This is a genomic window from Flavobacterium poyangense (assembly GCF_011751075.1).
GTDB classification, from domain to species: Bacteria; Bacteroidota; Bacteroidia; order Flavobacteriales; family Flavobacteriaceae; genus Flavobacterium; species Flavobacterium poyangense.
Genome location: NZ_JAALLN010000002.1, coordinates 140,894 through 161,328, shown reverse-complemented (window position 1 = coordinate 161,328; position 20,435 = coordinate 140,894). Strand labels below are relative to the sequence as shown.

Sequence of the window (20,435 nt, the reverse complement as noted above, 5' to 3'; positions counted from 1 at the left end):
AAAATAAAATAAACTATGTTTGATATAAATATATTTATGTCATGGTAAATCTGGAATGGTACAGAACTTTTAAATCGGTTTATAAAAACAGGAATTTTTCGATCGCTGCCAAAGAATTGTTTATGAGTCAGCCGGCTGTTAGTCAGCAGATGTCAATGCTGGAAGCGCATGTGGGGAATAAATTATTCAACAGGAAGTCAAAAGGAGTAGAGCCAACTGAATACGCTAAGTTGCTTAATAATTTAATTATTGATGCTCTTGATCGTTTAGAAAATGTTGAAAGCGGTTTTAGGGCTAAGGCTCAGGATTCTAAAAGATTGGTGTCTGTCGGTATTTCAAAAAATTTGTTTAGTAGTTTAGGGAGTATCTTGATTTCCAAGTTTGATTTCATCGATTTTACTTTTGCTGATAATGATTCGCTTTTTGCCCTTGTGGATAGTAAAAAGCTTGATTTTGCTATTGTTACCCGCCGTTATGATACGTTCGATACCGTTCAGGAAATTGTAGGCCAGATAAAATTGGTGATGGTGACTTCTTTAAAACAAGAAATGGAGGAGTTTAATCAGAAGATACAAGCTCAAAATTTTACAGAAATGGAGCGATGGTTAAACGAACAGAAATGGTACAGTCACGAAGCCCGGATTCCGCATATAAAAATATTTTGGTTGCATGCTTTTAACAAAAAAAGGCCATCAATGGTTCCTAATTATATTATTCCATCAGAATATCAGATGTTAGAAACACTTTCGAGAAATTCGGGTGTGGCTATTACCTGGAGTTGTAATGCCAAACAGTTTATTGAGGATAAGAAATTACAGTTGTTGTGGAAAAGCGATCAATTACCAGATGTGGATGTGTTTTTATTAACCGCTAAAAACAATAACTTAAACTCGCTTTTTGAGATAATTTCTACAGAATTGAAAGCTGTTTTGGGATAATGTTGATTGGTTTTCTCGCAAAGTCGCAGAATCGCAAAGTTTTTTGATTTGTTGTCTTGGATTTTTGCGTGAAATTGCTTTTTGGTTGCGGATAAATTTTTTCACGCAGATTTTGCAGATTTATTCAGATTGTTATTTCGGTGCAACAAAATAAAAATATCAGCGCAATCTGCTAAATCTGCGTGATAAAAACTTTGCGATTTTGCGCCTTTGCGAGAAATTGTTTTTTAATCGTTATTCAATTACCTAAAGTAAATTGTATCTATATTTGTGTAAATTATACGCATTATGTCAGGAAATCAAAATATCCGTGTTGCTGTAGACGCAATTGTTTTTGGCTATCAAAACAATCAGTTGTATGTGCTTTTAATTGAGCAAAAGTTTGGATCTAAGGAATCTTACTGGGCTTTTCCCGGCGGATTGGTGAAGAATGATGAATCTTTACAGGATGCGGTAAAAAGAGAGTTGAAAGAAGAGACTAATGTTGCTGTAAATTATTTGGAGCAGCTGTTTACTTTTGGTGATGATGTTTGTCGCGATCCCAGAAATCGCGTTATTTCTGTTGCCTATTTTGCTTTGGTGGATCCCTCTAAATTAATAATCAAGGCTGATTCTGATGCTGAAAAAGTACAATGGTGTAAAGTAGAGGAAGTTCCTATGCTTGCTTTTGATCATAACTTGATTTTGAAAAAAGCAATAGAAAGGGTAAAAGCAAAACTTACCTACGAACCTATTGGTTTTGATTTACTACCCAATGAGTTTCTTTTCTCAGAACTCGAAAATTTATATTGTACCATTTTAGAGAAGGAAATTGACAGAAGAAATTTCAGAAAAAAGATTCTTAGCTTCGGAATTATTGAAGAAACAGCTAATTTCTCTCCGCTAAAAACAGGGAGACCAGCTAAATTATTTAAATTTAATAGTCAGAAATACAGCGCTTTATTAAAGGAGGGGTTTCATTTTGAAATTAAGTTTGCGTAATTTTTACACAAAATAATTGTTTGATAAAAGATAAAATGTATATTTGCGTATAATTAACGCAAACTAAAAAAATATGATACTTAATTTAGACCCGGCTTTTAAACCTTTTAATGGTCAAAAAGAAATAGAATTTAAAAGCTTTACCTTTTCAGGTGGAGAACCACACATCAAAATTAATCCTGATTTTGATGTCAATCAGGAAATTACAATTACACAACGTTTGAACTCCTTTAATGATTTAGGGTTATTGTGCTTGACCGTAGATGCTTTGAGACGAATGGATGTGAAAATCATTAATCTTTTTATTCCTTATTTTCCTGCTGCACGTCAGGACAGAGTAATGATCAAAGGGGAGCCGTTGTCTGTAAAAGTGTATGCAGATATTATAAACGGCATGCAGTTGCAGAAAGTTTTTGTTTTCGATGCTCACTCTGAAGTAACACCTGCTTTGGTTAACAATTGTGAGGTAATCCCCAACCACACTTTTATTCAGACGGTTATAAAAAAGATTGGTAATGATGTAAAATTGATTTCACCGGACGGAGGAGCTTTAAAGAAAATTTATAAAGTTTCTGAGTTTTTAGGTGGAGTCGAGGTGGTGGAATGTAGTAAAAGTCGTGATGTGAAAACAGGAAGATTGTCCGGTTTTAAAGTATACGAAGACGATTTACAAGGGGTAGATTGTTTAATTGTAGATGATATTTGCGACGGAGGCGGAACATTTGTTGGTTTAGCCGAAGAATTGAAAAATAAGAATGCCGGAAAACTATATTTGGCCGTAAGCCACGGGATTTTCAACAAAGGTTTTGAAGTATTAGATTGCTTCGAAAGAATATTTACAACGAATTCTTTTAAAGATTTTGAAGGAGAGAATGTTGAAGTAGTTGGTTTAGATCAGCTGGTATGAAGGTGATTTACCCAATGAATCAAATTGAAATAGTATGACTATGGAAACAACAAGATTGTATCGTCCGGTAGGATTGAAAGAAATGGAATTAATTGCAGAGACCGATTATACTAAATTTCCGCCTAGATTAGATTGGCAGCCTATCTTTTATCCGGTTACGAATCAGCAGTATGCTGAACAAATTGCCTTTGAATGGAATACTGTTGATGAATTTTCAGGATTTATTGGGATTGTCACAGCTTTTGAAGTTAAGACAGTTTTCTTAGAAAAGTATGAAATTCAAAATGTAGGAGATAAAAGTCATAACGAACTTTGGGTTCCTTCTGAAGATTTAATGGAGTTTAATGACAATATATTTGGAGTAATAGAATTGGTAAATGTTTATTTTACAGAGCGTTCTTTTATAAGTGATAATGCTGAGCTGAGAAACAAATTAGATAGTTTTAGAAAATGATTTTAGAAGTTATCAAAGGAGATATAACAGAAGTACAAGTTGATGCAATTGTGAATGCTGCAAATACATCTCTTCTTGGTGGTGGGGGTGTTGATGGAGCAATTCATAGAAAAGGCGGAAAAGCCATACTGGATGATTGCATTGCGATTAGAAATAGACAAGGAGGCTGTAAAGTTGGTGAAGCGGTTATTACCTCTGCAGGAAATTTGCCATCAAGATATGTTATTCATACTGTTGGTCCGGTTTGGAATGGTGGTAAGAGCTCTGAAAAAGAAATGTTGAAGAGCTGTTATTTAAGTATTCTGGAACTGGCAATTAATCATAATATAAAAACGATTGCTTTTCCTAACATAAGTACTGGAATATATAAGTTTCCAAAGGTTCAAGCGGCAGAAATTGCTTTAAATGCTATTTATTTGTTCGATAAGAAAAATGAATTTGAAAGAATAATTTTTGTTTGTTTTGATGATGAAAATTTTGAGATCTATAATAATGTAATGGAAAATGATTTTGAGTATAGAATTAAATCAGGTTTATTTGGTATTGCAGTTGGGGATGCCTTAGGTGTTCCTGTTGAATTTGAATCAAGAGATTATTTGAAGGAAAATCCTGTTTCGGAAATGATGGGGTACGGAACACATTCTCAGCCAATCGGGACTTGGAGCGATGATAGTTCTTTGGCTTTTTGTTTAGCAGAAAGTTTATGTAAAGGTTATGATTTGTCTGACATTGCGAAGAATTTTGTGAAATGGTACGGTGGCGAATTGTGGACACCGCATGGAAAAGTTTTTGATATTGGAATTGCTACCAGAAGTGCAATTCATAATATAGGAAGAGGACATTCGCCGGAATTGTGTGGAGGTTTTGAGGAAAAAGATAATGGGAATGGTTCTCTAATGAGAATTTTACCATTAGTATTTTATCTTCAAAAGGAAAATGATATTGAAGTTATTTATAAGAAAGTTAAAGAAGTTTCGTCCATTACACATGCGCATTTTAGGTCGGTATTTGCCTGTTTTTATTCCTGAAAAATGGATATCTGTTTTGGCAAGAAAAGATGATATTGACGATTTGTCCGAGAGATTTTTCTTGAAATTAAATAAGTAGAATAAAATGAACGAAAAAGAGATAAAAAGAGTAAGTAAGTTTTTAAGCTTCGTACTTCGTCATTCACCTGAAACCATAAATTTAAAATTAGACGAAAACGGCTGGGCCAATGTTGACGAATTGATCCTTCAAAGTAAAAATCAGGAAGTGAAATTAGATTTGGATGCACTAACTATTGTCGTCGAAACCAACGATAAAAAACGGTTTGCGTTCAACGAGGACAAAACAAAAATAAGAGCCAGTCAAGGGCATTCGATAGACATTGAACTGAATCTGAATGAGATTGAACCGCCTGATTATTTGTATCATGGAACTGTAGCTGCAAGTATCGATAGCATTAAAGAAATCGGTTTGCAGAAAATGAGTCGCCAGCACGTACATCTTAGTAAAGACAAAGAAACAGCGATTAAAGTTGGAGGCAGAAGAGGGAAGCCGATTATCTTAATTGTAGCTGCCGGAAGAATGCAGCAGGAAGGCTTCAAGTTTTATCTTTCGGAAAACGGTGTTTGGTTGACGAATGAAGTTCCTGCTAAGTACATTCAGTTTTAAGTGATATCGTCAAAGAATTATATCCAAACGAGAGAGGAAGAAATTAAAGTTAAAAATTAATATAATAAACCATGAACCCATTATTACTAACTGATGGTTACAAAGTAGACCACAGAAGACAATACCCGGAAGGAACAACAGTAGTGTATTCTAATTGGACGCCTAGAAAATCAAGAATTGAAGGTGTTGAAGAAGTTGTGTTTTTCGGATTGCAATATTTCATTAAAAAATATATTATTCAGGATTTTGAATTGCATTTTTTCAAGCAGTCTAAAGAAGAAGTGGTTCAGAAATATGCCAGAAGAATCAATAATTATTTGGGAGAAAATCTCGTTGGAACTAAACATATCGAAGATTTACATGATTTAGGATATATTCCGATGGTTTTTAAAGCATTACCGGAAGGAGCGAGTGTGCCTATTCGAGTGCCAATGTTTACCATGTACAATACTCTTCCGGAGTTTTTCTGGCTGACAAATTATTTCGAAACCTTGCTTTCGGCTGTCGTTTGGTTACCCTGTAATTCTGCGACAATTGCTAAAGAGTATAGAAAAGTATTAGACAAATATGCTCAGGAGACATCATCAGTCCCTGAATTTGTAGATTGGCAGGCGCATGATTTTTCTATGAGAGGAATGGGAGGAATTGAAGCTGCCTTAACTTCTGCGGCAGGTCATTTGTTGAGTTTTACAGGTTCAGATACAATTCCTGCCATTGATTTTATGGAAGAGTATTACAAGGCCAATTCAGATGTGGAATTAATTGCAGGATCGGTTGCGGCCACAGAACATTCGGTAATGTGTATGGGAACTACTGAAGGGGAATGTGAAACTTTCAAAAGATTAATTACTGAAGTTTATCCGAAAGGAATTGTCTCAATTGTTTCTGATACCTGGGATTTATGGAAAGTACTGACGGATTATTTACCGCGATTAAAAGAAGAAATAATCTCCAGAGAAGGTAAAGTAGTCATTCGTCCGGACAGCGGTGATCCTGTAGATATCATTTGTGGAAATCCGAACGGAAAAACGGAACAAGAAAAGAAAGGTGTCATAGAGTTGCTTTGGGATGTTTTCGGTGGAACTACAAACGATAAAGGATTTAAGGAACTGGTGCCACAGATTGGTGCAATCTACGGTGACAGTATTACCGTTGCGAGAGCCACTCAAATCTGTGAACGATTAAAAGTAAAAGGATTTGCATCTACCAATATTGTTCTTGGAATCGGTTCTTTTACTTATCAATACAACACCAGAGATACTTTTGGTTTTGCAATGAAAGCGACTTACGGAGAAGTAAATGGGGAAGGAAGAGCAATTTTCAAAGATCCGATTACAGACGACGGAACCAAAAAATCGGCTAAGGGATTAATGAAAATTGACTTGATAGACGGGGTGTACCATTTAACAGATAATGTTTCCTGGGAAGAAGAACGAAAAGGAGAATTAAAAGAGGTTTTTAGAGATGGAAAACTACTTATTGATCTATCTCTTGCTGAAATCAGAAATAATGTCAAAAAAGAGCTGGCAACAGTATAAAACACAGAAGCCCGAATGTAAATCGCATTCGGGCTTTTTACAGATATGATTTTATGGCTATCAGTCATAAATTTTTTTTTTGAATCTGGAAGAGCAATTCTATTTTTATTGTATATAAATAGTAATTTAAATCTTATAAAAAAATGAAAATGAAATCTCTTATCGTAGTAGTCGCAATTATTTTTCTTGGTTTTTCCTGCAGTAAAAAGGATACAGAAAGAATAATTGATTGTGTTGGAGAATCTTTACGTGTTCACATAACGGACAGTAAGGACGCCACTGACAAAAAGAAAGTTAACTTTACTGTGGATTATAGTGGAAGTTACACCTTTGTTTCTGTAAAATGGGATTTTGGAGATGGAACGGTTCAGGAGGTTACCACTAAAACAATTTCGCACACTTACAGTAAAGCAGGAACTTTTGCTGTAAAAGCGGATATTTCTGTCAAAAGCGGGAAGAGCAATTGTACCTTCTCGCCAAAAAGAAACGTGACTGTTGAATAATATGGGTTATTTCTTGTAGAAATTATTGTGATCAATATATTTCCAAACTTTAGGAGGTAAAAGCGGTTGAATGTTTTTACCTTCTTTAATGTTGTTTCGGATAAAAGTAGCAGAAATTTCTACAATCGGCGCATCGATAATATGAATCTTTGGATGCGATTTTAGCTCGACATTTTCTTCTTCAGCTGATATGCGTGGATAAACATAGATGTCATAATTAGCCAATAACACTTCATAGTTTTTCCATTTATCAAGTGTTTTAAGATTGTCCTCGCCCATGATCAAAGAAAATTCATGGGTTGGATACTTTTCATGTAAATGTGCCAGTGTATTGACAGTATAACTAGGCTGAGGGAGCTTGAACTCGATGTCAGAAGGTTTTATCTTTGGGAAATCTTCTGTAGCCAGATAAACCATTTGCAATCGCTGCTGATCATCCAATAAAGTTGATTTCTTTTTTAACGGATTGTGAGGGGTAACTACCATCCAAATCTGATCTAAACCGGCAAATTCTGCCATATGATTGGCAATGATCAGGTGACCAACGTGAATAGGGTTGTACGTTCCGAAATAAAGGCCTATTTTCATAGTTTTAGTAACTGGTAATTAGTGAGAAGTGATTAGTTTTTTAATGTCTTGGAAAAAGCATTAATCATTTTAGACTCTTCTTCAATTTGACTTAAAATTTCGTTGTACAGATTTTGATTTGTTATAAAACCAAGTTCACTGGCAATTAGTAACTGTGTTTCAATTTCGAATAATGAACCTCTGGAAATATCCAAAAAATGACTAAACGATTTATCTGTATTTCTACCATAACCTTCAGCGATATTTGATGGAATAGAGACAGAAGCTCTTTTTAACTGACTTGTTAGAGCATATAATTCTTCTTGTGGAAATAGTTTTACTAATTGATAAACTAAAGTGACAATTTTAATTCCTTTTTGCCAAATCAATAAATCTTTGTACGATTTTATTTCACCCATTTTTAGCTAATTACTAATTACTTTTCACTAATTACTCTACTTAGAAACAAAAGCTTTAACCAATTGATAAGCCTCTTCTTTGGCGGTATCTAAATCGTAGTTTTTTATAATCGTGTCAAATTGTGGTGCTGTGGCCAATTCTACAGATGCCTTTGCAATTCGCATGTTGATTTTATCATCACTTTCGGTAGAACGTTGTTTTAAGCGGCGTTTTAATTCGTCGACACTTGGGGGTTTTACAAAAACGGCCAGTGTTTGCTCCGGGAATTTATGTTTTATACGCAATCCGCCCGCAACATCAATATCGAAAATCACATTTTTGCCTAATGCCCAAATACGTTCGATCTCAGATTTCAAAGTGCCGTAAAAATTGTCACGGTAAACCTCTTCCCATTCCAGGAAATCTTCTGCTTTAATGTGTTTTTTGAATTCTGTTAACGAAATAAAATAATAATCTTTTCCATTAATTTCTTCTCCACGCGGGTCACGTGAAGCTGCGGAGATTGAAAATTCTAAATTTAAATCTTCTTTCCCAAGTAAATGTCTAACTATAGTTGTTTTTCCTGATCCAGATGGAGCCGAAAAAACAATTAATTTTCCTTTGTTCATTATGTATGCTTTAGACTTTAAGCGGTATGCTGTGCAATGTGCTTTAAGCTTTTAGTTTGTTTTTGTGCTTGTGACTTACAGTTTGTAGGTATATGTTTCCGGTGATAAGCTTTATGTGTCAGGGAATAAGCTTTAGTTTTTAGTTGTCTTTTACTTACATCTTACAGCCTGCATTTTACATCTCACATCTTACAATCGCTACAGAACATTTAAAACCTGTTCCTTAATCTTTTCCAGTTCGTCTTTCATCATCACAACCAGTTTTTGCATTTGGGCGTGATTGGACTTAGATCCCATAGTATTGATTTCGCGGCCCATTTCCTGTGTAATAAAGCCTAATTTTCTACCATTGGCTTCTGTGCCTTTTATCGTCTCTAAAAAGTAGTCTAAATGATTGGTCAAACGTACCTTTTCTTCTGTGATATCTAATTTTTCTAAATAATAGATTAATTCTTGCTCGAAACGGTTTTCGTCTACATTTACCTGCAGTTCTGAAATAGCGGTTTGTAAACGGTCTTTTATAGCCTGAATACGTTCCGGATCAAGAGCCAAAGCTTCGCTCATATACTGACGAATGTTTCCGATTCTGAGATTGAATTCTTTTTCAAGAGATTCGCCTTCGTCTTTTCTGAAATTTAGGATGTTTTGAAGTGCTTCTTCAACGATAAGCTGAATCTGCTCCCAGTCATTTTCGTCAATTTCCTCACGCTCCGTTTTTAAAGTATCCGGCATGCGAATTGCCATTTTCATTAATTCTGTTTCGTCAGCATTTGGATAAACTTCTTGCAGTTGGGCAATATAGTTTCTAACAACAGGAACGTTTACTTTAGTCGAAGTTTGTTCTGCAGTACTTTCAACGTAAATTGCGAAATCAATTTTCCCTCTTTCCAGTTTGGTAGAGATAAAAGTTCGCAGACCTAATTCCATTTCGCGGTAAAGCGATGGCATTCTTACGTTTAGATCTAAGCCTTTACTGTTTAAGGATTTTACTTCGACGGTAATTTTTTTTGTAGGCAATTGCAAAGAAGCTTTGCCAAACCCTGTCATAGATTGTATCATATAATTGAGTGTAAAGGCGCAAAGATAATTAAAAGTTTGCAGTCTTGCGTGTCAAATCGTCAATCTGTTGAGTACAATAGATTTTACAATTTTTTACCACGAATTTCACGAATGTGAAGGAATCAATGTTAGAAAAGATCGAATTTCACAAATTCCGGACCGGTTTTATTTGTGAAATTCGTGGGTAAATTTTGTGAGGGTGGTTTTTTAGGGGGCTTTTATTCCAAAGCTTTCATCACCTGTAAGATATTTTGTTGGCTGTTGCCAATGTAAATTTTGCCATCTATAATAAAAACCGGACGGCTTATGAAGGTGTAATGCTCGAGGATGTATTTTTTAAAATCGGCTTCGGTTAGTGCTTTGTTTTTTAAATCCATCGACTTGTACAACTGCGCTTTTTTGCTAAACAACGCTTCGTAACTCCCCGAAAGTTGATACATTTCTTCCAGCTCAGCTTCGGTTATAGGGTTTTGCTTGATGTCATGAAAAACCAGATTGTGGTCTTTAGGAAGATTTTTGATGATTTTTCTACAGGTGTCGCAAGAAGCCAGGTAATATATTTTGTTCATGATTTCTAAATTTAATTGAGTACAAAGAAAATTCATTTGAAATATAAAATTGCCTAATTTTATAAAAAAAAATAAAATTATGAATTCAGTTTTTGAAGTACACAAAACCGTAAGGAATACTCTTTTAAAGGTTTTGGACAACCATTCGTTAGAACAGTTAAATAAAATTCCGGACGGTTTTAAGAATAATTTAATTTGGAATATTGCACATTGCGTTGCGACACAGCAGGTTTTATTGTACAGATTGTCAGGGTTGCCGATGAAGGTATCGGATGAGTTTGTTGCGAAATACAAAAAAGATACTAAACCCGAAGGTGATGTCTCGCAAGCCGAAGTTGATGAGGTGAGAAAATTGCTTTTGGAAACTTTTGATCAAGCCGTTTTAGATTACGAAAATCAGTTATTTAAGGTGTATCAGGAGTATACAACAAGTATAGGTTTTACGCTTCGTACTATAGAGGATGGGTTAAACTTCAATAATTATCATGAAGGGATTCATACGGGAGTAGTATTGAGTCTTAAAAAGCTTGTTTAAAGATAGAGGTTTGCAATTGGTAAATCTATTCTTTTGCAAAACACAGTTTTTTGTTAAACCATGTAAGTGATGTAAGCTCATTTAAGTAAGGTTTTGTTTTCTGAAATCAATGGTGGAGCAGAAACGCTATTTGAGGTTAAAAAAGAAGCCATCTCACAAGAGATGGCTTCTTTTTTTATTCGATTATGGTTTCAATAGTTACTTTCATGGCGCCGGCACCTTTGTTTTTGGCGATTTCCATGAAGGCTCTTTTAGATAAATCAATTTCGCGTGTTCGTACGAAGGGACCTCGATCGGTAATTTTTACGATTACAAATTTACCATTGGCTTCATTTGTTACTTTTACTCTTGTCCCGAAAGGGAGTTTTTTATGGGCTGCTGTATACTTGTTGTTGTTGAATCTGCTTCCGTTTGCCGTTTTTTTTCCGTTAAAACGGTCAGCGTAGTAGGAGGCATGGGCTGCTTTTTTGTATAGTTTTAGTTTTAAACCTTTATCAGTAAAGACAGAATCTGTTGGGAGTGCTATTATACTTGGTCTGCTGTTTTTTACAGTGTCCTCAACAATTTTAGATTCTGCAGCAGGTTTAGTTTGACTTATAACATAAGTGAAACAACTTAAAAAAAGTAATGTAAGTGAAGGGATTAAAATGTTTTTTTTAATTCTCATAGTTTATTTTTTTCAGACTTGGGGAGTTTGTACAAATAATATGCCGAGATAAAAAAAGTCCTAATTTTAGGACTTAATTTTTTATTGAAACCAAAGGCTCCATGGTATTCTGCTAAAGATTAGTAATAATCCTAATCCGTAAAAAATAGCAAATGTTTTAAATTTTGATTGGCTATTGATAAGTTTTTTATGTTTTGACCAACCAATAGTTATTAATACAATGGCAATAATATTGATTAGTGGGTGTTCTAATGAAGTTAATCTTAGTTCTGCATTAGACATTTGTCCAAAAGCAGCTTTTCCTAATGGAGAAACAAAATAAAGGATTAAACCAATTAAAAGTTGTGTGTGCGTTCCGATTAAAGCAAACAAAGCAATTTTGCGATCTTTTGCTGTAAATTCTTTTTTTGAAGTAAAGCCAATAAGAGCATTTACAACGGCAATCAATAAAACCAACAATGCTAAGTAAGCCCAGCCAGAGTGGAGTTTTTGTATAAAATGGTACATAAAAATTTTTTTTGTTGAAAACAAATATAGCAAAAAAGGGCAATAAAAAAACGGCATTAAACTAAAAGTCAATGCCGTTTTTGGTATTTAGTTAGATTCTAAATATACTAGAAGTTGTAACGTAAGCTAAAGTTCCAAGTTCTACCTATACCAAAGAATCCGTTGTTGGTAACATTGATTCCTCTGTAGTTTGTAGAGGTCGCAGTTGTAGCAGTTGCAGAAGTTAATTCAGATAAATATACTTCATCAAATACGTTGTTCACATTTACTCGGAAACCGATAGAATCATGTTTTCCTTTTCCTACGAATAATTTATATGAAATACCTGCGTCAACTAAATCATAGCTTGGTAGCTCTATGTTATTTTTAACAGCTCCAACGTTAGAGTATAATTTGTCATAGTATCTCCAGTCTGAATCGATAGAAAGGTTGTTAATGATTTCGTATCTGAATCCTAAACCGTAAGTTATTTGTGCAGCATCACCAACTTTACCTCCGTCTACATCTACATTTCTAACATCTAAAGTAGTTAAACTTTCGTCTCTACGTGTTGTTCTAGATTGGTTTTTATATTGCCAGTCACCAACTGAAAGGAATCCAGTTAAGTTAAGTTTGTCCATTGGTCTTGCAGTAAAATCTAATTCAACACCAGTATGAAGTTGTTCAACACCTTCATTAGTTACTAGAATAAGGTCACCTGCAGCAAGAGTTGTGGTTCCGATAACTTGTCCTGCAGTTGCTACATTTGTAGTTGTAGTAACTCTGTCTTTCCAAGAAGTTCTGTAACCATTAACACTTGCAGTTATTAGTTTTGAAGTAAAGGTATATCCTAACTCTAATCCTAGAATTTTTTCATTTTTTGTAAATGGATTTACAGCATTTGTAAAATTCAAATAGATGTTATCGTGGTATGGTTGACGATTGTAGTATCCTGCATTTGCATAAACCGAATGATTTTCAGCAAATTTGTAGCTTGTTCCTCCTTTTACGTTGTATCCTACGTTGTTTACTTTTTCAGAATCTTGGTATTGTGGTAAATAATCGAATCTGTCAACTCTTTGGTGAGATTGATTAGAAAGTGATCCTTGGAAGAAAGCAGAGAAGCTTTCTGTAGAATATTCTAACTGGCTAAATACACCTCCGTAAGAAATAGTTTCTCCATAATCGTAGTCAATTCTTTGGTTTTTACCTACTGTTTTGAATGTTGCTGGCCAAGGTAATGCTCTTGCAGTTTCTGTAACTTTAGTACTAGCCATAGTACCGCTTGGTTTGTCATCGTCACCTTTAAGGTTTCTTGTGTCTGTCCAGCTTGAAAGACCCATAAAATCTACAACTTCTCTAAAGTGAGTTCCTTTGTATGTTCTTAAATCTAAACCAACATTCAATGATAAATTGTCTGTAAGTTCATGTTTTAAATTAGATACTAAACCATACCATTGGTGGTTGTTTACTCCGGCTCTAAGTAAATAAGCTCCGTTTGTACTTCTTCCGTCACCATTTCCTGCACCATTAACTATAGCTTGGTTACTAGTAACTATTTTATCAAAATCTATTTGACCTCCTGCAGGAGTAGTTGGTTTAGTTCCGTAAGGACCTGTTCCACCACCTCTACCCCAAGATCCGTAAAGAACGGTAGATAATTGTGTTTTACTATTGATGTCAAAATCCCAGTTAAGGTTTACAACCGGTTTGTGGTAATAATTGGTTCTTTCAGATTTGTATTCTCCGTTTTGTGTTCCCCAGTTATTGTTGTATTTTCTTCCGAATTTTAAGTATGTATCGATAGATTTAGTAAAGTTTTGATCGTGCCATTGTGGAGCTCCGGTCAATAAAAAGTTAAAACTGTGTCTGTCGTTTGCTTTATATCCAACAGAGATGAAGTACGTTTGTCCTTCTCCTTTTGTTCCGTCATTGTAACCGTCACCTTGCCAGTGTGATAACATAACGCTTGTTCCCCATCCTGATTTACTCATACCTGTGCTATAAGCAGCAGTAGATTTAAAGTAATTGTCGTTGGCTACACCCAAAGAAACAAAACCACCTTCTTGTTTGTCTGTAGCTTTAGTAATAAAGTTTACAGTACCTCCAACAGATGAAATAGCTAACTTAGAAGAACCAAGACCTCTTTGAATTTGAACTGCATTCGCGATATCAGACATACCAGACCAGTTTGACCAGTACATTTTACCATCTTCCATTCCGTTAATTGGTTGCCCGTTTAATAAGAAAGCTGTGTTATCTTGTTGAAAACCACGAACAGTAATTCTTGAATCTCCGTAACCTCCTGCCTGTCCGGCTACATATACAGATGGTGTATTAACCATAGTTTGTGTAATATCTGAGGTACCAATTTTCGCCTGAATTTCTGCTGATTTAATTGTAGAAACTGCGATTGGAGTCTTTCTGTCTTTTGCTAAGTCAATGATTCCTTTACCCATCACAACAATTTCCTCTAATTGGTTATTGTCAGACTCTAAAGGAATTGTTCCTAAATTTGTTGTAGCACCATTAGAAACAGAGAATTTTAAGGTTTTTGTGTTATATCCTAAATAGGTAATAACCAATTCTCCTGTACTAGTTTTTACATCGATTGTAAATTTACCATCGAAGTCTGTTGAAGTTCCGGTAGTAGAACCTTTAACAGCGACATTCGCACCAGGTAAAGTTGCACCAGAGTCATCCGTAATAGTACCGGAAACTTTTCCCTGAGAAAATACGGTTGAAACTATCATGAACAATAGTCCAGTAAGTAACCAATTTTTCATTGTCTTCATTGTTGTATGTTTTTGTTTATTGTTTTTGGCAAAATTATAACAATTATATCGGATAATGTTATCAAAGTGTTAAGAAAAGTAAATTTTGTATAATATGTTGCATATTAAAATGTTTTTTTCTTTTTTTAATAAACAAAAGGACTTTTTTTTAGATTTTAACGACTGTTTTTTGTTAAAATGACAATGTTTTTTGCAGTGCTGTAGTCTAAAACGCTCAAAAAGGCATGTTTGTAGAGGGATTTTGAGCTTTTTTATACGAAAAAACGCCTTAATTTAACATAAATTAAGGCGTTTCAGTAAGTTATAAAAGTAAATAGATCTACTTATTTTTTAAAAAATGATTCAACAAAAAGGTTGTTGAGCTGTCATGGGCTTTAACAGTTTTAGTATTTATCTCCTCTAAAATAGAATTGGCGAGCTGTTTTCCTAATTCTACTCCCCATTGATCAAAGCTGAAAATGTTCCAGATGATTCCCTGTACAAAAATTTTATGTTCGTATAAAGCAATTAAAGAACCTAATGATTTTGGTGTTAGTTTTTGAATCAGAATAGTGTTCGTTGGTTTGTTTCCTGTGAAAACTTTGAAGGGTTTTAAATAAGCCGTTTTTTCCGGAGAAAGTCCTTGTTTGTCGAATTCAGCCTGAACCTGTTCGGCTGTTTTTCCGTTTAATAAAGCTTCTGTTTGGGCAAAAAAGTTAGACATCAGCTTGTCGTGATGATCTTCATTTCCGTATAAAGGCTTTACAAATCCAATAAAATCAGTTGGGATTATTTTAGTTCCCTGATGAATTAGTTGGAAAAAAGCATGTTGTGAATTTGTTCCCGGCTCTCCCCAGATAATGGTTCCGGTTTGGTAGTTTACCGGTTTTCCGTCACGACCGACACTTTTTCCGTTGCTCTCCATAGTGGCCTGCTGTAAATACGGAGCTAATTTTTGTAAGTATTGGGTGTATGGAATCAAGGCTTCGCTTTCTGCTCCAAAGAAGTTATTGTACCAAACGCTTAGTAATGCCAGAATTACCGGAATGTTTTCGTCAAATTCAGCCGTTTTAAAATGCTCATCCATTTCATGGGCGCCTTTCAATAATTCATTATAATTATCAAAACCAATGGCCAATGCAATGCTTAGTCCAACCGCACTCCATAACGAAAATCTTCCTCCAACCCAATCCCACATTGGAAAAACATTGTCAGGATTGATTCCAAATTCTGTTACTTTTTGAATGTTTGTAGAAACAGCCACAAAATGTTTGGCGATATCTTCCTGTTTTGCCGATTTTAGAAACCATTCTTTTATAGTTTCAGAATTGGTTAAGGTTTCCTGAGTGGTAAAGGTTTTAGAAACAATCAGAAAAAGAGTCGTTTCCGGATCTAATTTTTTGATGACCTCGTTTACATGATCCCCGTCAACATTCGAAACAAAATGGGTGTTTAAATGGTTTTTGTAAAATTGTAAAGCTTCAACTGCCATAACGGGACCAAGGTCAGAACCTCCGATACCAATATTCACAATATCAGTAAAAGCTTTTCCTGTAAAACCTTTTCTCTGGCCTGATATAACTTCCTGAGTAAAGTTTTTTATTTTGTTCTTTACTTCATAAACTTCCGGAATTACATTTTCTCCGTCAACTTTTATTACGGCAGATTCCGGTGCACGTAATGCGGTGTGTAAAACGGCTCTGTTTTCTGTCAGGTTGATGATTTCTCCGTTGTAGTAATCTGCAATGGCATTTTTTAATCCAATAGAATTTGCCAGTTCCAGCAAAAGAGTAATGGTTTCAGAACTAATGTTGTTTTTAGAGTAGTCTACTAAAAAGTCGTTCCATTGCAAGTTGAATTTTTCAGCACGAGCATTGTCTTGTTGAAATAATTCCTGTATCGTAGTTGTATGAGTAGCGTTATAGTGGTTTTGCAGATTTTTCCACGCTTCAGTCCCGGTTGGGTTTGTTGTGTTTAAAGCCATTTTTTTTGTTTAATTAGGGATAGGATTATCAAAACAAAAATACTGAAATTACTTTTTATTAGCTTAAAGCTTTGCAATTATATAACAATTAGTTGCGAAAACGTTTTCATGGTTTTCGGATGTTGTTTGGGCTGTATTGTGTGATAGAGAGGTGGTGTAAAGGTTCAAAGCTGCAAAGCGATAAAGGCTCTAAGTCTGAACTAGGTTATTTTAAACTAAGAGATAATCATTGTAATTCTTTTAATCTGTGGCAGTTTTTTTTTGCCACAGATTTCACAGATTTAAAGGATTCTCTTTCTGATTTGTAATTACTATTTAAGAATCGAGTCCAGATTGTAAGGTTTTAGTGTGTCAAATTACTATGAATCTGTATGTTCGAAATTAAACTTAGTATCTTAAAGGTGCGGATAATTGTTTTTAATACATAGAGACATAGTTTTGAAAACGAAAAAAGGCATTTCATTTGTTTAAATGCTCATAGTTTGACTATGTGATGGAAACGAGTAAAATGAATTACGCTGCGATAAAAAAAAATCCGTTTTTATCAGCGTCTTTGCGATAGCAAATCCGCGTCATCCGTGTCCATTCTACGTAATCTATGTAAAATGCTGTTACAGATTTCCGATACTATCGAGTTCTCTTTTCAAAGGTTCGATTTGTTTCATGAAACGGGTTCTGTCATTTCCTGTCAGAGATTCTCCGGTAGGTAAATTAAGTCGAAGGGCATCTACCTGAACGCCATTTTTCCAGAAACGGTAACAAACATGAGGTCCCGAAGCAAGTCCGGTGCTTCCTACTAATCCAATTTTTTGACCTTGCGTTACACGTTGACCGCGACGTACTAAAATTCTGGACATGTGTAGGTATTGTGTCGAGTAGGTGCCGTTGTGTTTTACTTTTACGAAATTTCCATTTCCGGCCGTATATCCTGTTGCTTCAACAACTCCGGATGCGGTTGTAGAAATTGGAGTTCCCGTTGGGGCTGCATAATCAGTTCCTTTGTGTGCTTTCCAGGTGTGTTGCACCGGATGGAATCTGTTCATCGTAAAACGAGAAGTGATTCGACTGAATTTGATAGGTGTTTTTAGGAAAAAGTTTTTCAAGGTTCTTCCCTGATCATCATAGTATTCAATTTTTCCTGACAACGTGTCTTTTTCAAAAGGAAAGGCATAAATGATTTTTCCTTTGTATTCGAAAAAAGCAGCCTCTAAATCTTCAACACCGTCGTAAACTTTATTATTTATAAATCGTTCGGTGAAAATTAGACCGTAACGATCTCCTTTTTTAAGTTTGAAAAAGTCAATGGACCACGAAAAAACCTTAGTGATTCTGCTCGCAAGGGCTGTTTCAACACTTTCGTTTCCTAAAGTTTCAGACAGAGAACTTTTTAAAACACCACCGATAATTTTACGTTTTAGTGTAACGGGTTTTACTTTTTTATAGGCTTTAGCGATACTGTCTCTGAAATCAACTACATAATAAGTTAAGGCGTCAGGCTGGTAAATAAAAACCTGAAGTTTGTTTGTTTTGTTTTTTGATCGAAGTAAAGTATAAGGTTTGTGGTAACGTATGGTTCTTACGTTAAATGAATCTTTTATCTGCTCTACAATGTCATAGACTTTTTTATCCCCGATATTTTGGCTTTGAAAGATCGATCCAAAAGAATCTCCTTTCTGGATAGTGTCGTGAACAACATTAAAATCAGTGTAATTAAAACCAAATTCAACTTTTTTGGCTTTTGGTTTGGTAATTTTGGTTTCGACTTTCTCTTCTGTTTTTTTACATGAAAATATTGAAAACAATATTATTATAATTACGACTGCTTTTTTCAAACTTATATTTTTTTACTGAGAAATTAAACGATGGTTTCTTCGTTACCCCAATTGGACAATTCTTCTTCGGTCCACAATTTAGGAAAAAAGATGCGTCTTTGGTATTTTGGATGCATATATTTTTGCCAATCGCTTCCGCCGGTAGCTTCGCCGTTGCCTTTTCCGCTTTCCAGTATGTATTTTCTTGCAGTATTAAGGTGTTGCATTACCCAGGTGATGTTAACTGTTTGGTCGTAATGACGCATGGCTTGAATAAGTTCCGGGTTTAATTGGTCTTCTTCGGGTAGCTGAGTAAATTTTTGCCAGATGTTTTTTGTTTTAAAAGTAGTGATTTGACGCAAAAACTGATCTTTATACTTATTCTCGAATTCCTGAAGTAAGTATGTTTTTTTTCCTGTTTGATGATCTTTTCCGGCGGACTGCCAATAGAGATTTTCGTAACTGCTTTCTAAATCTGCGTTTTTGTCAGATACTTTCTTGAATTCTTTGTTTGTTAAGTTGAATACATCAGTAGAAGCGAATTCAATTAATCGGTATTGGGCACTTTGAAATCCGCTTGCCGGAGTAAGGGTGTTTCTGAATTTCATGTATTGTTCTACTTCCATTCCTTTTTCCATGATGCTGAATGAATTGGTCAACATGTCAAAGTAGCGGGTAATACGGGAGAGTCTTTCACTAAAAAAAGCGACCTGAATGTTTTCGGTGTCGGCTATCTGGTCAATTTCCCATAAAATCATTTTGAAAATCAGTTCATTTACCTGATGGTACATGATAAATACCATTTCGTCAGGAAGGGTAGTGCGTTGTGTTTGAAGACTTAGAAGGGCATCGGTCTGAATGTAATCCCAGTAGGTGATTGGTTTGGACCAAAGTAGTCCTTCGAGATGAGTCTCCGTTTTTTGATTTATAGCTTGAAATTTAAGGTCAATTTCTTTTAAGATTGATTCAGAATTATCCGGGGTGTTCATTATTTTTTTGCTTTAAATGGATTTTTTAATCCTTTGTATTCATCTAGATCTGCTTTAAGAGAACCTACAGCGAGGTCTGCTTTAATTCTAATTGGAACTTTGTTGTTGTCGTCTGTAATCCAAAGTGTTAGGCTTTCTTTTTCTTTGAATACTCTTCCTGTTTGTACCAAGGGCTTAAAGACCATGGTAGAAACGGTACCAAATTTAGTCGTAATATCTTGACGACCTATATATTTTAACTTAAATTTTGTGATTTCATCATCAAAAAACATGTCAATTGTAATGGAGTCACCTGACTTGAGTTTGTCTATGTTGGGATGATTTCGTAAGTAATAAAAAGAGGAAACGATATCCTGAACATTGTCTTTTATGACAAGCGTTTTTTCTGTGTTGTGTTTGTAGTCTTTTACTAAAATTCTATTCTCGCTTTGATTGAAAAAGCCTTCCTGATTTTTGGTGTAACCACCTTCGTTTATTTTTCTGATATAGCGATAGGGGTCACCGGTTTCTTTGTCAAAATAGCTTTCGTATAAATCTTCTACCTTAAAAAAGAGTTTTGACATTCCGGTGGTGTAACCTTTGCCCACCGCATGAAATACTTTTTTATTGTTTATTGTAGCATCTTTTACTTCTAAAGTGGCGTAACCGGCATTTATGATTCCGTAATGAATTCTGAATTTGAAATATTCCCCGGTATCGAAGGCGTCTTCTTTCTGGGTATCAAAACTAAAGGTGGTGAGAACTAATAAGAGGAGGACTATTTTTTTCATAGTGCTAATTGACAGTTATTTATGAGGATAAATGCAAATTCTATTCCAAATGTACCAAAACAAAAAAACTCAGTCAAGGAATGACTGAGTTTTTATGCTATTAACTAACCAAAAAACTATAAATTATGAAATTTATATCAATTCGGAAGGAAACCACCCCTTCCTGATTTGCGAGTGCAAAGATAGATACAAAGTTTAAAAAATAAATAGTAAAAAGTG

The 20,435-nt window shown here is 34.9% G+C and carries 21 protein-coding genes; 9 read left to right on the top strand and 12 right to left on the bottom strand.

Going from position 1 to position 20,435, the window contains the following annotated elements:
• Positions 1 to 41: 41 nt before the first annotated feature.
• The 8 genes from G3A47_RS05620 (at position 42) to G3A47_RS05585 (ending at position 6,977) form a co-directional block, all read left to right on the top strand.
• Positions 42 to 938: a LysR family transcriptional regulator gene (locus G3A47_RS05620; RefSeq protein WP_166921206.1), complete on the top strand. Its 897-nt coding sequence runs from the start codon at positions 42 to 44 to the stop codon at positions 936 to 938.
• Between the two features lie 288 nt (positions 939 to 1,226).
• Positions 1,227 to 1,919 carry an NUDIX hydrolase gene (locus G3A47_RS05615; protein ID WP_166921205.1) on the top strand — a complete coding sequence of 231 codons (693 nt, stop codon included), beginning with the start codon at positions 1,227 to 1,229 and terminating at the stop codon, positions 1,917 to 1,919.
• Positions 1,920 to 1,992: 73 nt separating this feature from the next.
• Complete coding sequence (gene prs, locus G3A47_RS05610) at positions 1,993 to 2,826, top strand: ribose-phosphate diphosphokinase (RefSeq protein ID WP_166921204.1); 834 nt, start codon at positions 1,993 to 1,995, stop codon at positions 2,824 to 2,826.
• 40 nt (positions 2,827 to 2,866) lie between these two features.
• A complete protein-coding gene (locus G3A47_RS05605; protein ID WP_166921203.1) occupies positions 2,867 to 3,280 on the top strand; it encodes an ADP-ribosylation/crystallin J1 in 414 nt (137 codons plus the stop codon).
• Positions 3,277 to 4,308: an O-acetyl-ADP-ribose deacetylase gene (locus G3A47_RS23980; protein ID WP_306783611.1), complete on the top strand. Its 1,032-nt coding sequence runs from the start codon at positions 3,277 to 3,279 to the stop codon at positions 4,306 to 4,308. The genes G3A47_RS05605 and G3A47_RS23980 overlap by 4 nt, the downstream gene beginning before the upstream one ends.
• A gap of 85 nt (positions 4,309 to 4,393) precedes the next feature.
• Positions 4,394 to 4,936 (top strand): RNA 2'-phosphotransferase, encoded by a 543-nt coding sequence (locus G3A47_RS05595; RefSeq protein ID WP_166921202.1) that lies wholly within the window; start codon positions 4,394 to 4,396, stop codon positions 4,934 to 4,936.
• Positions 4,937 to 5,007: 71 nt separating this feature from the next.
• A complete protein-coding gene (locus G3A47_RS05590) occupies positions 5,008 to 6,474 on the top strand; it encodes a nicotinate phosphoribosyltransferase (protein ID WP_166921201.1) in 1,467 nt (488 codons plus the stop codon).
• A gap of 149 nt (positions 6,475 to 6,623) precedes the next feature.
• Complete coding sequence (locus tag G3A47_RS05585; RefSeq protein ID WP_208328341.1) at positions 6,624 to 6,977, top strand: PKD domain-containing protein; 354 nt, start codon at positions 6,624 to 6,626, stop codon at positions 6,975 to 6,977.
• Positions 6,978 to 6,983: 6 nt separating this feature from the next.
• On the opposite strand, the gene nadD is transcribed toward G3A47_RS05585, so the two are convergent.
• From nadD to G3A47_RS05560, 5 genes are all read right to left on the bottom strand, one after another.
• Positions 6,984 to 7,565 (bottom strand): nicotinate (nicotinamide) nucleotide adenylyltransferase, encoded by a 582-nt coding sequence (nadD, locus tag G3A47_RS05580; protein WP_166921199.1) that lies wholly within the window; start codon positions 7,563 to 7,565, stop codon positions 6,984 to 6,986.
• Positions 7,566 to 7,597: 32 nt separating this feature from the next.
• On the bottom strand, positions 7,598 to 7,963 hold the full coding sequence (locus G3A47_RS05575) for a four helix bundle protein (protein ID WP_166921198.1): 366 nt from the start codon (positions 7,961 to 7,963) through the stop codon (positions 7,598 to 7,600).
• A gap of 36 nt (positions 7,964 to 7,999) precedes the next feature.
• The gene (gene gmk, locus G3A47_RS05570; protein ID WP_166921197.1) at positions 8,000 to 8,572 is read right to left on the bottom strand and encodes a guanylate kinase; all 573 of its coding nucleotides are present in this window, start codon (positions 8,570 to 8,572) and stop codon (positions 8,000 to 8,002) included.
• A gap of 198 nt (positions 8,573 to 8,770) precedes the next feature.
• Positions 8,771 to 9,631 (bottom strand): YicC/YloC family endoribonuclease, encoded by an 861-nt coding sequence (locus G3A47_RS05565; RefSeq protein ID WP_166921196.1) that lies wholly within the window; start codon positions 9,629 to 9,631, stop codon positions 8,771 to 8,773.
• A gap of 218 nt (positions 9,632 to 9,849) precedes the next feature.
• On the bottom strand, positions 9,850 to 10,200 hold the full coding sequence (locus G3A47_RS05560) for an arsenate reductase family protein (RefSeq protein ID WP_166921195.1): 351 nt from the start codon (positions 10,198 to 10,200) through the stop codon (positions 9,850 to 9,852).
• 79 nt (positions 10,201 to 10,279) lie between these two features.
• On the opposite strand from G3A47_RS05560, the gene G3A47_RS05555 reads away from it, so the two are divergent.
• Positions 10,280 to 10,735, top strand: a complete 456-nt coding sequence (locus G3A47_RS05555) for a DinB family protein (protein WP_166921194.1) — start codon at positions 10,280 to 10,282, stop codon at positions 10,733 to 10,735.
• A gap of 175 nt (positions 10,736 to 10,910) precedes the next feature.
• On the opposite strand, the gene G3A47_RS05550 is transcribed toward G3A47_RS05555, so the two are convergent.
• The 7 genes from G3A47_RS05550 to G3A47_RS05520 form a co-directional block, all read right to left on the bottom strand.
• Complete coding sequence (locus G3A47_RS05550; RefSeq protein WP_166921193.1) at positions 10,911 to 11,402, bottom strand: septal ring lytic transglycosylase RlpA family protein; 492 nt, start codon at positions 11,400 to 11,402, stop codon at positions 10,911 to 10,913.
• A gap of 81 nt (positions 11,403 to 11,483) precedes the next feature.
• A complete protein-coding gene (locus G3A47_RS05545; protein ID WP_166921192.1) occupies positions 11,484 to 11,909 on the bottom strand; it encodes a hypothetical protein in 426 nt (141 codons plus the stop codon).
• Positions 11,910 to 12,016: 107 nt separating this feature from the next.
• Complete coding sequence (locus G3A47_RS05540; RefSeq protein WP_166921191.1) at positions 12,017 to 14,683, bottom strand: TonB-dependent receptor; 2,667 nt, start codon at positions 14,681 to 14,683, stop codon at positions 12,017 to 12,019.
• Between the two features lie 319 nt (positions 14,684 to 15,002).
• Positions 15,003 to 16,646: a glucose-6-phosphate isomerase gene (pgi, locus tag G3A47_RS05535; protein WP_166921190.1), complete on the bottom strand. Its 1,644-nt coding sequence runs from the start codon at positions 16,644 to 16,646 to the stop codon at positions 15,003 to 15,005.
• A 611-nt stretch (positions 16,647 to 17,257) separates the two neighbouring features.
• On the bottom strand, positions 17,258 to 18,478 hold the full coding sequence (locus G3A47_RS05530; RefSeq protein ID WP_166921189.1) for a M23 family metallopeptidase: 1,221 nt from the start codon (positions 18,476 to 18,478) through the stop codon (positions 17,258 to 17,260).
• Positions 18,479 to 18,501: 23 nt separating this feature from the next.
• Complete coding sequence (locus G3A47_RS05525) at positions 18,502 to 19,446, bottom strand: tryptophan 2,3-dioxygenase family protein (protein WP_166921188.1); 945 nt, start codon at positions 19,444 to 19,446, stop codon at positions 18,502 to 18,504.
• The gene (locus G3A47_RS05520) at positions 19,446 to 20,216 is read right to left on the bottom strand and encodes a DUF3108 domain-containing protein (protein WP_166921187.1); all 771 of its coding nucleotides are present in this window, start codon (positions 20,214 to 20,216) and stop codon (positions 19,446 to 19,448) included. Before G3A47_RS05520 ends, G3A47_RS05525 begins: the two co-directional genes overlap by 1 nt.
• Positions 20,217 to 20,435: the final 219 nt, after the last annotated feature.

Excerpts from the sequence above, each read along its gene's own strand:
- G3A47_RS05540 (WP_166921191.1), bottom strand. The coding sequence starts at position 14,683 with ATGAAGACAATGAAAAATTGGTTACTTACTGGACTATTGTTCATGATA.
- G3A47_RS05555 (WP_166921194.1), top strand. The coding sequence starts at position 10,280 with ATGAATTCAGTTTTTGAAGTACACAAAACCGTAAGGAATACTCTTTTA.
- prs (WP_166921204.1), top strand. The coding sequence starts at position 1,993 with ATGATACTTAATTTAGACCCGGCTTTTAAACCTTTTAATGGTCAAAAA.
- G3A47_RS05565 (WP_166921196.1), bottom strand. The coding sequence starts at position 9,631 with ATGATACAATCTATGACAGGGTTTGGCAAAGCTTCTTTGCAATTGCCT.
- G3A47_RS05615 (WP_166921205.1), top strand. The coding sequence starts at position 1,227 with ATGTCAGGAAATCAAAATATCCGTGTTGCTGTAGACGCAATTGTTTTT.
- G3A47_RS05590 (WP_166921201.1), top strand. The coding sequence starts at position 5,008 with ATGAACCCATTATTACTAACTGATGGTTACAAAGTAGACCACAGAAGA.
- nadD (WP_166921199.1), bottom strand. The coding sequence starts at position 7,565 with ATGAAAATAGGCCTTTATTTCGGAACGTACAACCCTATTCACGTTGGT.
- pgi (WP_166921190.1), bottom strand. The coding sequence starts at position 16,646 with ATGGCTTTAAACACAACAAACCCAACCGGGACTGAAGCGTGGAAAAAT.
- G3A47_RS05520 (WP_166921187.1), bottom strand. The coding sequence starts at position 20,216 with ATGAAAAAAATAGTCCTCCTCTTATTAGTTCTCACCACCTTTAGTTTT.
- G3A47_RS23980 (WP_306783611.1), top strand. The coding sequence starts at position 3,277 with ATGATTTTAGAAGTTATCAAAGGAGATATAACAGAAGTACAAGTTGAT.
- gmk (WP_166921197.1), bottom strand. The coding sequence starts at position 8,572 with ATGAACAAAGGAAAATTAATTGTTTTTTCGGCTCCATCTGGATCAGGA.
- G3A47_RS05605 (WP_166921203.1), top strand. The coding sequence starts at position 2,867 with ATGGAAACAACAAGATTGTATCGTCCGGTAGGATTGAAAGAAATGGAA.
- G3A47_RS05595 (WP_166921202.1), top strand. The coding sequence starts at position 4,394 with ATGAACGAAAAAGAGATAAAAAGAGTAAGTAAGTTTTTAAGCTTCGTA.
- G3A47_RS05585 (WP_208328341.1), top strand. The coding sequence starts at position 6,624 with ATGAAATCTCTTATCGTAGTAGTCGCAATTATTTTTCTTGGTTTTTCC.
- G3A47_RS05525 (WP_166921188.1), bottom strand. The coding sequence starts at position 19,446 with ATGAACACCCCGGATAATTCTGAATCAATCTTAAAAGAAATTGACCTT.
- G3A47_RS05575 (WP_166921198.1), bottom strand. The coding sequence starts at position 7,963 with ATGGGTGAAATAAAATCGTACAAAGATTTATTGATTTGGCAAAAAGGA.
- G3A47_RS05550 (WP_166921193.1), bottom strand. The coding sequence starts at position 11,402 with ATGAGAATTAAAAAAAACATTTTAATCCCTTCACTTACATTACTTTTT.
- G3A47_RS05560 (WP_166921195.1), bottom strand. The coding sequence starts at position 10,200 with ATGAACAAAATATATTACCTGGCTTCTTGCGACACCTGTAGAAAAATC.
- G3A47_RS05545 (WP_166921192.1), bottom strand. The coding sequence starts at position 11,909 with ATGTACCATTTTATACAAAAACTCCACTCTGGCTGGGCTTACTTAGCA.
- G3A47_RS05620 (WP_166921206.1), top strand. The coding sequence starts at position 42 with ATGGTAAATCTGGAATGGTACAGAACTTTTAAATCGGTTTATAAAAAC.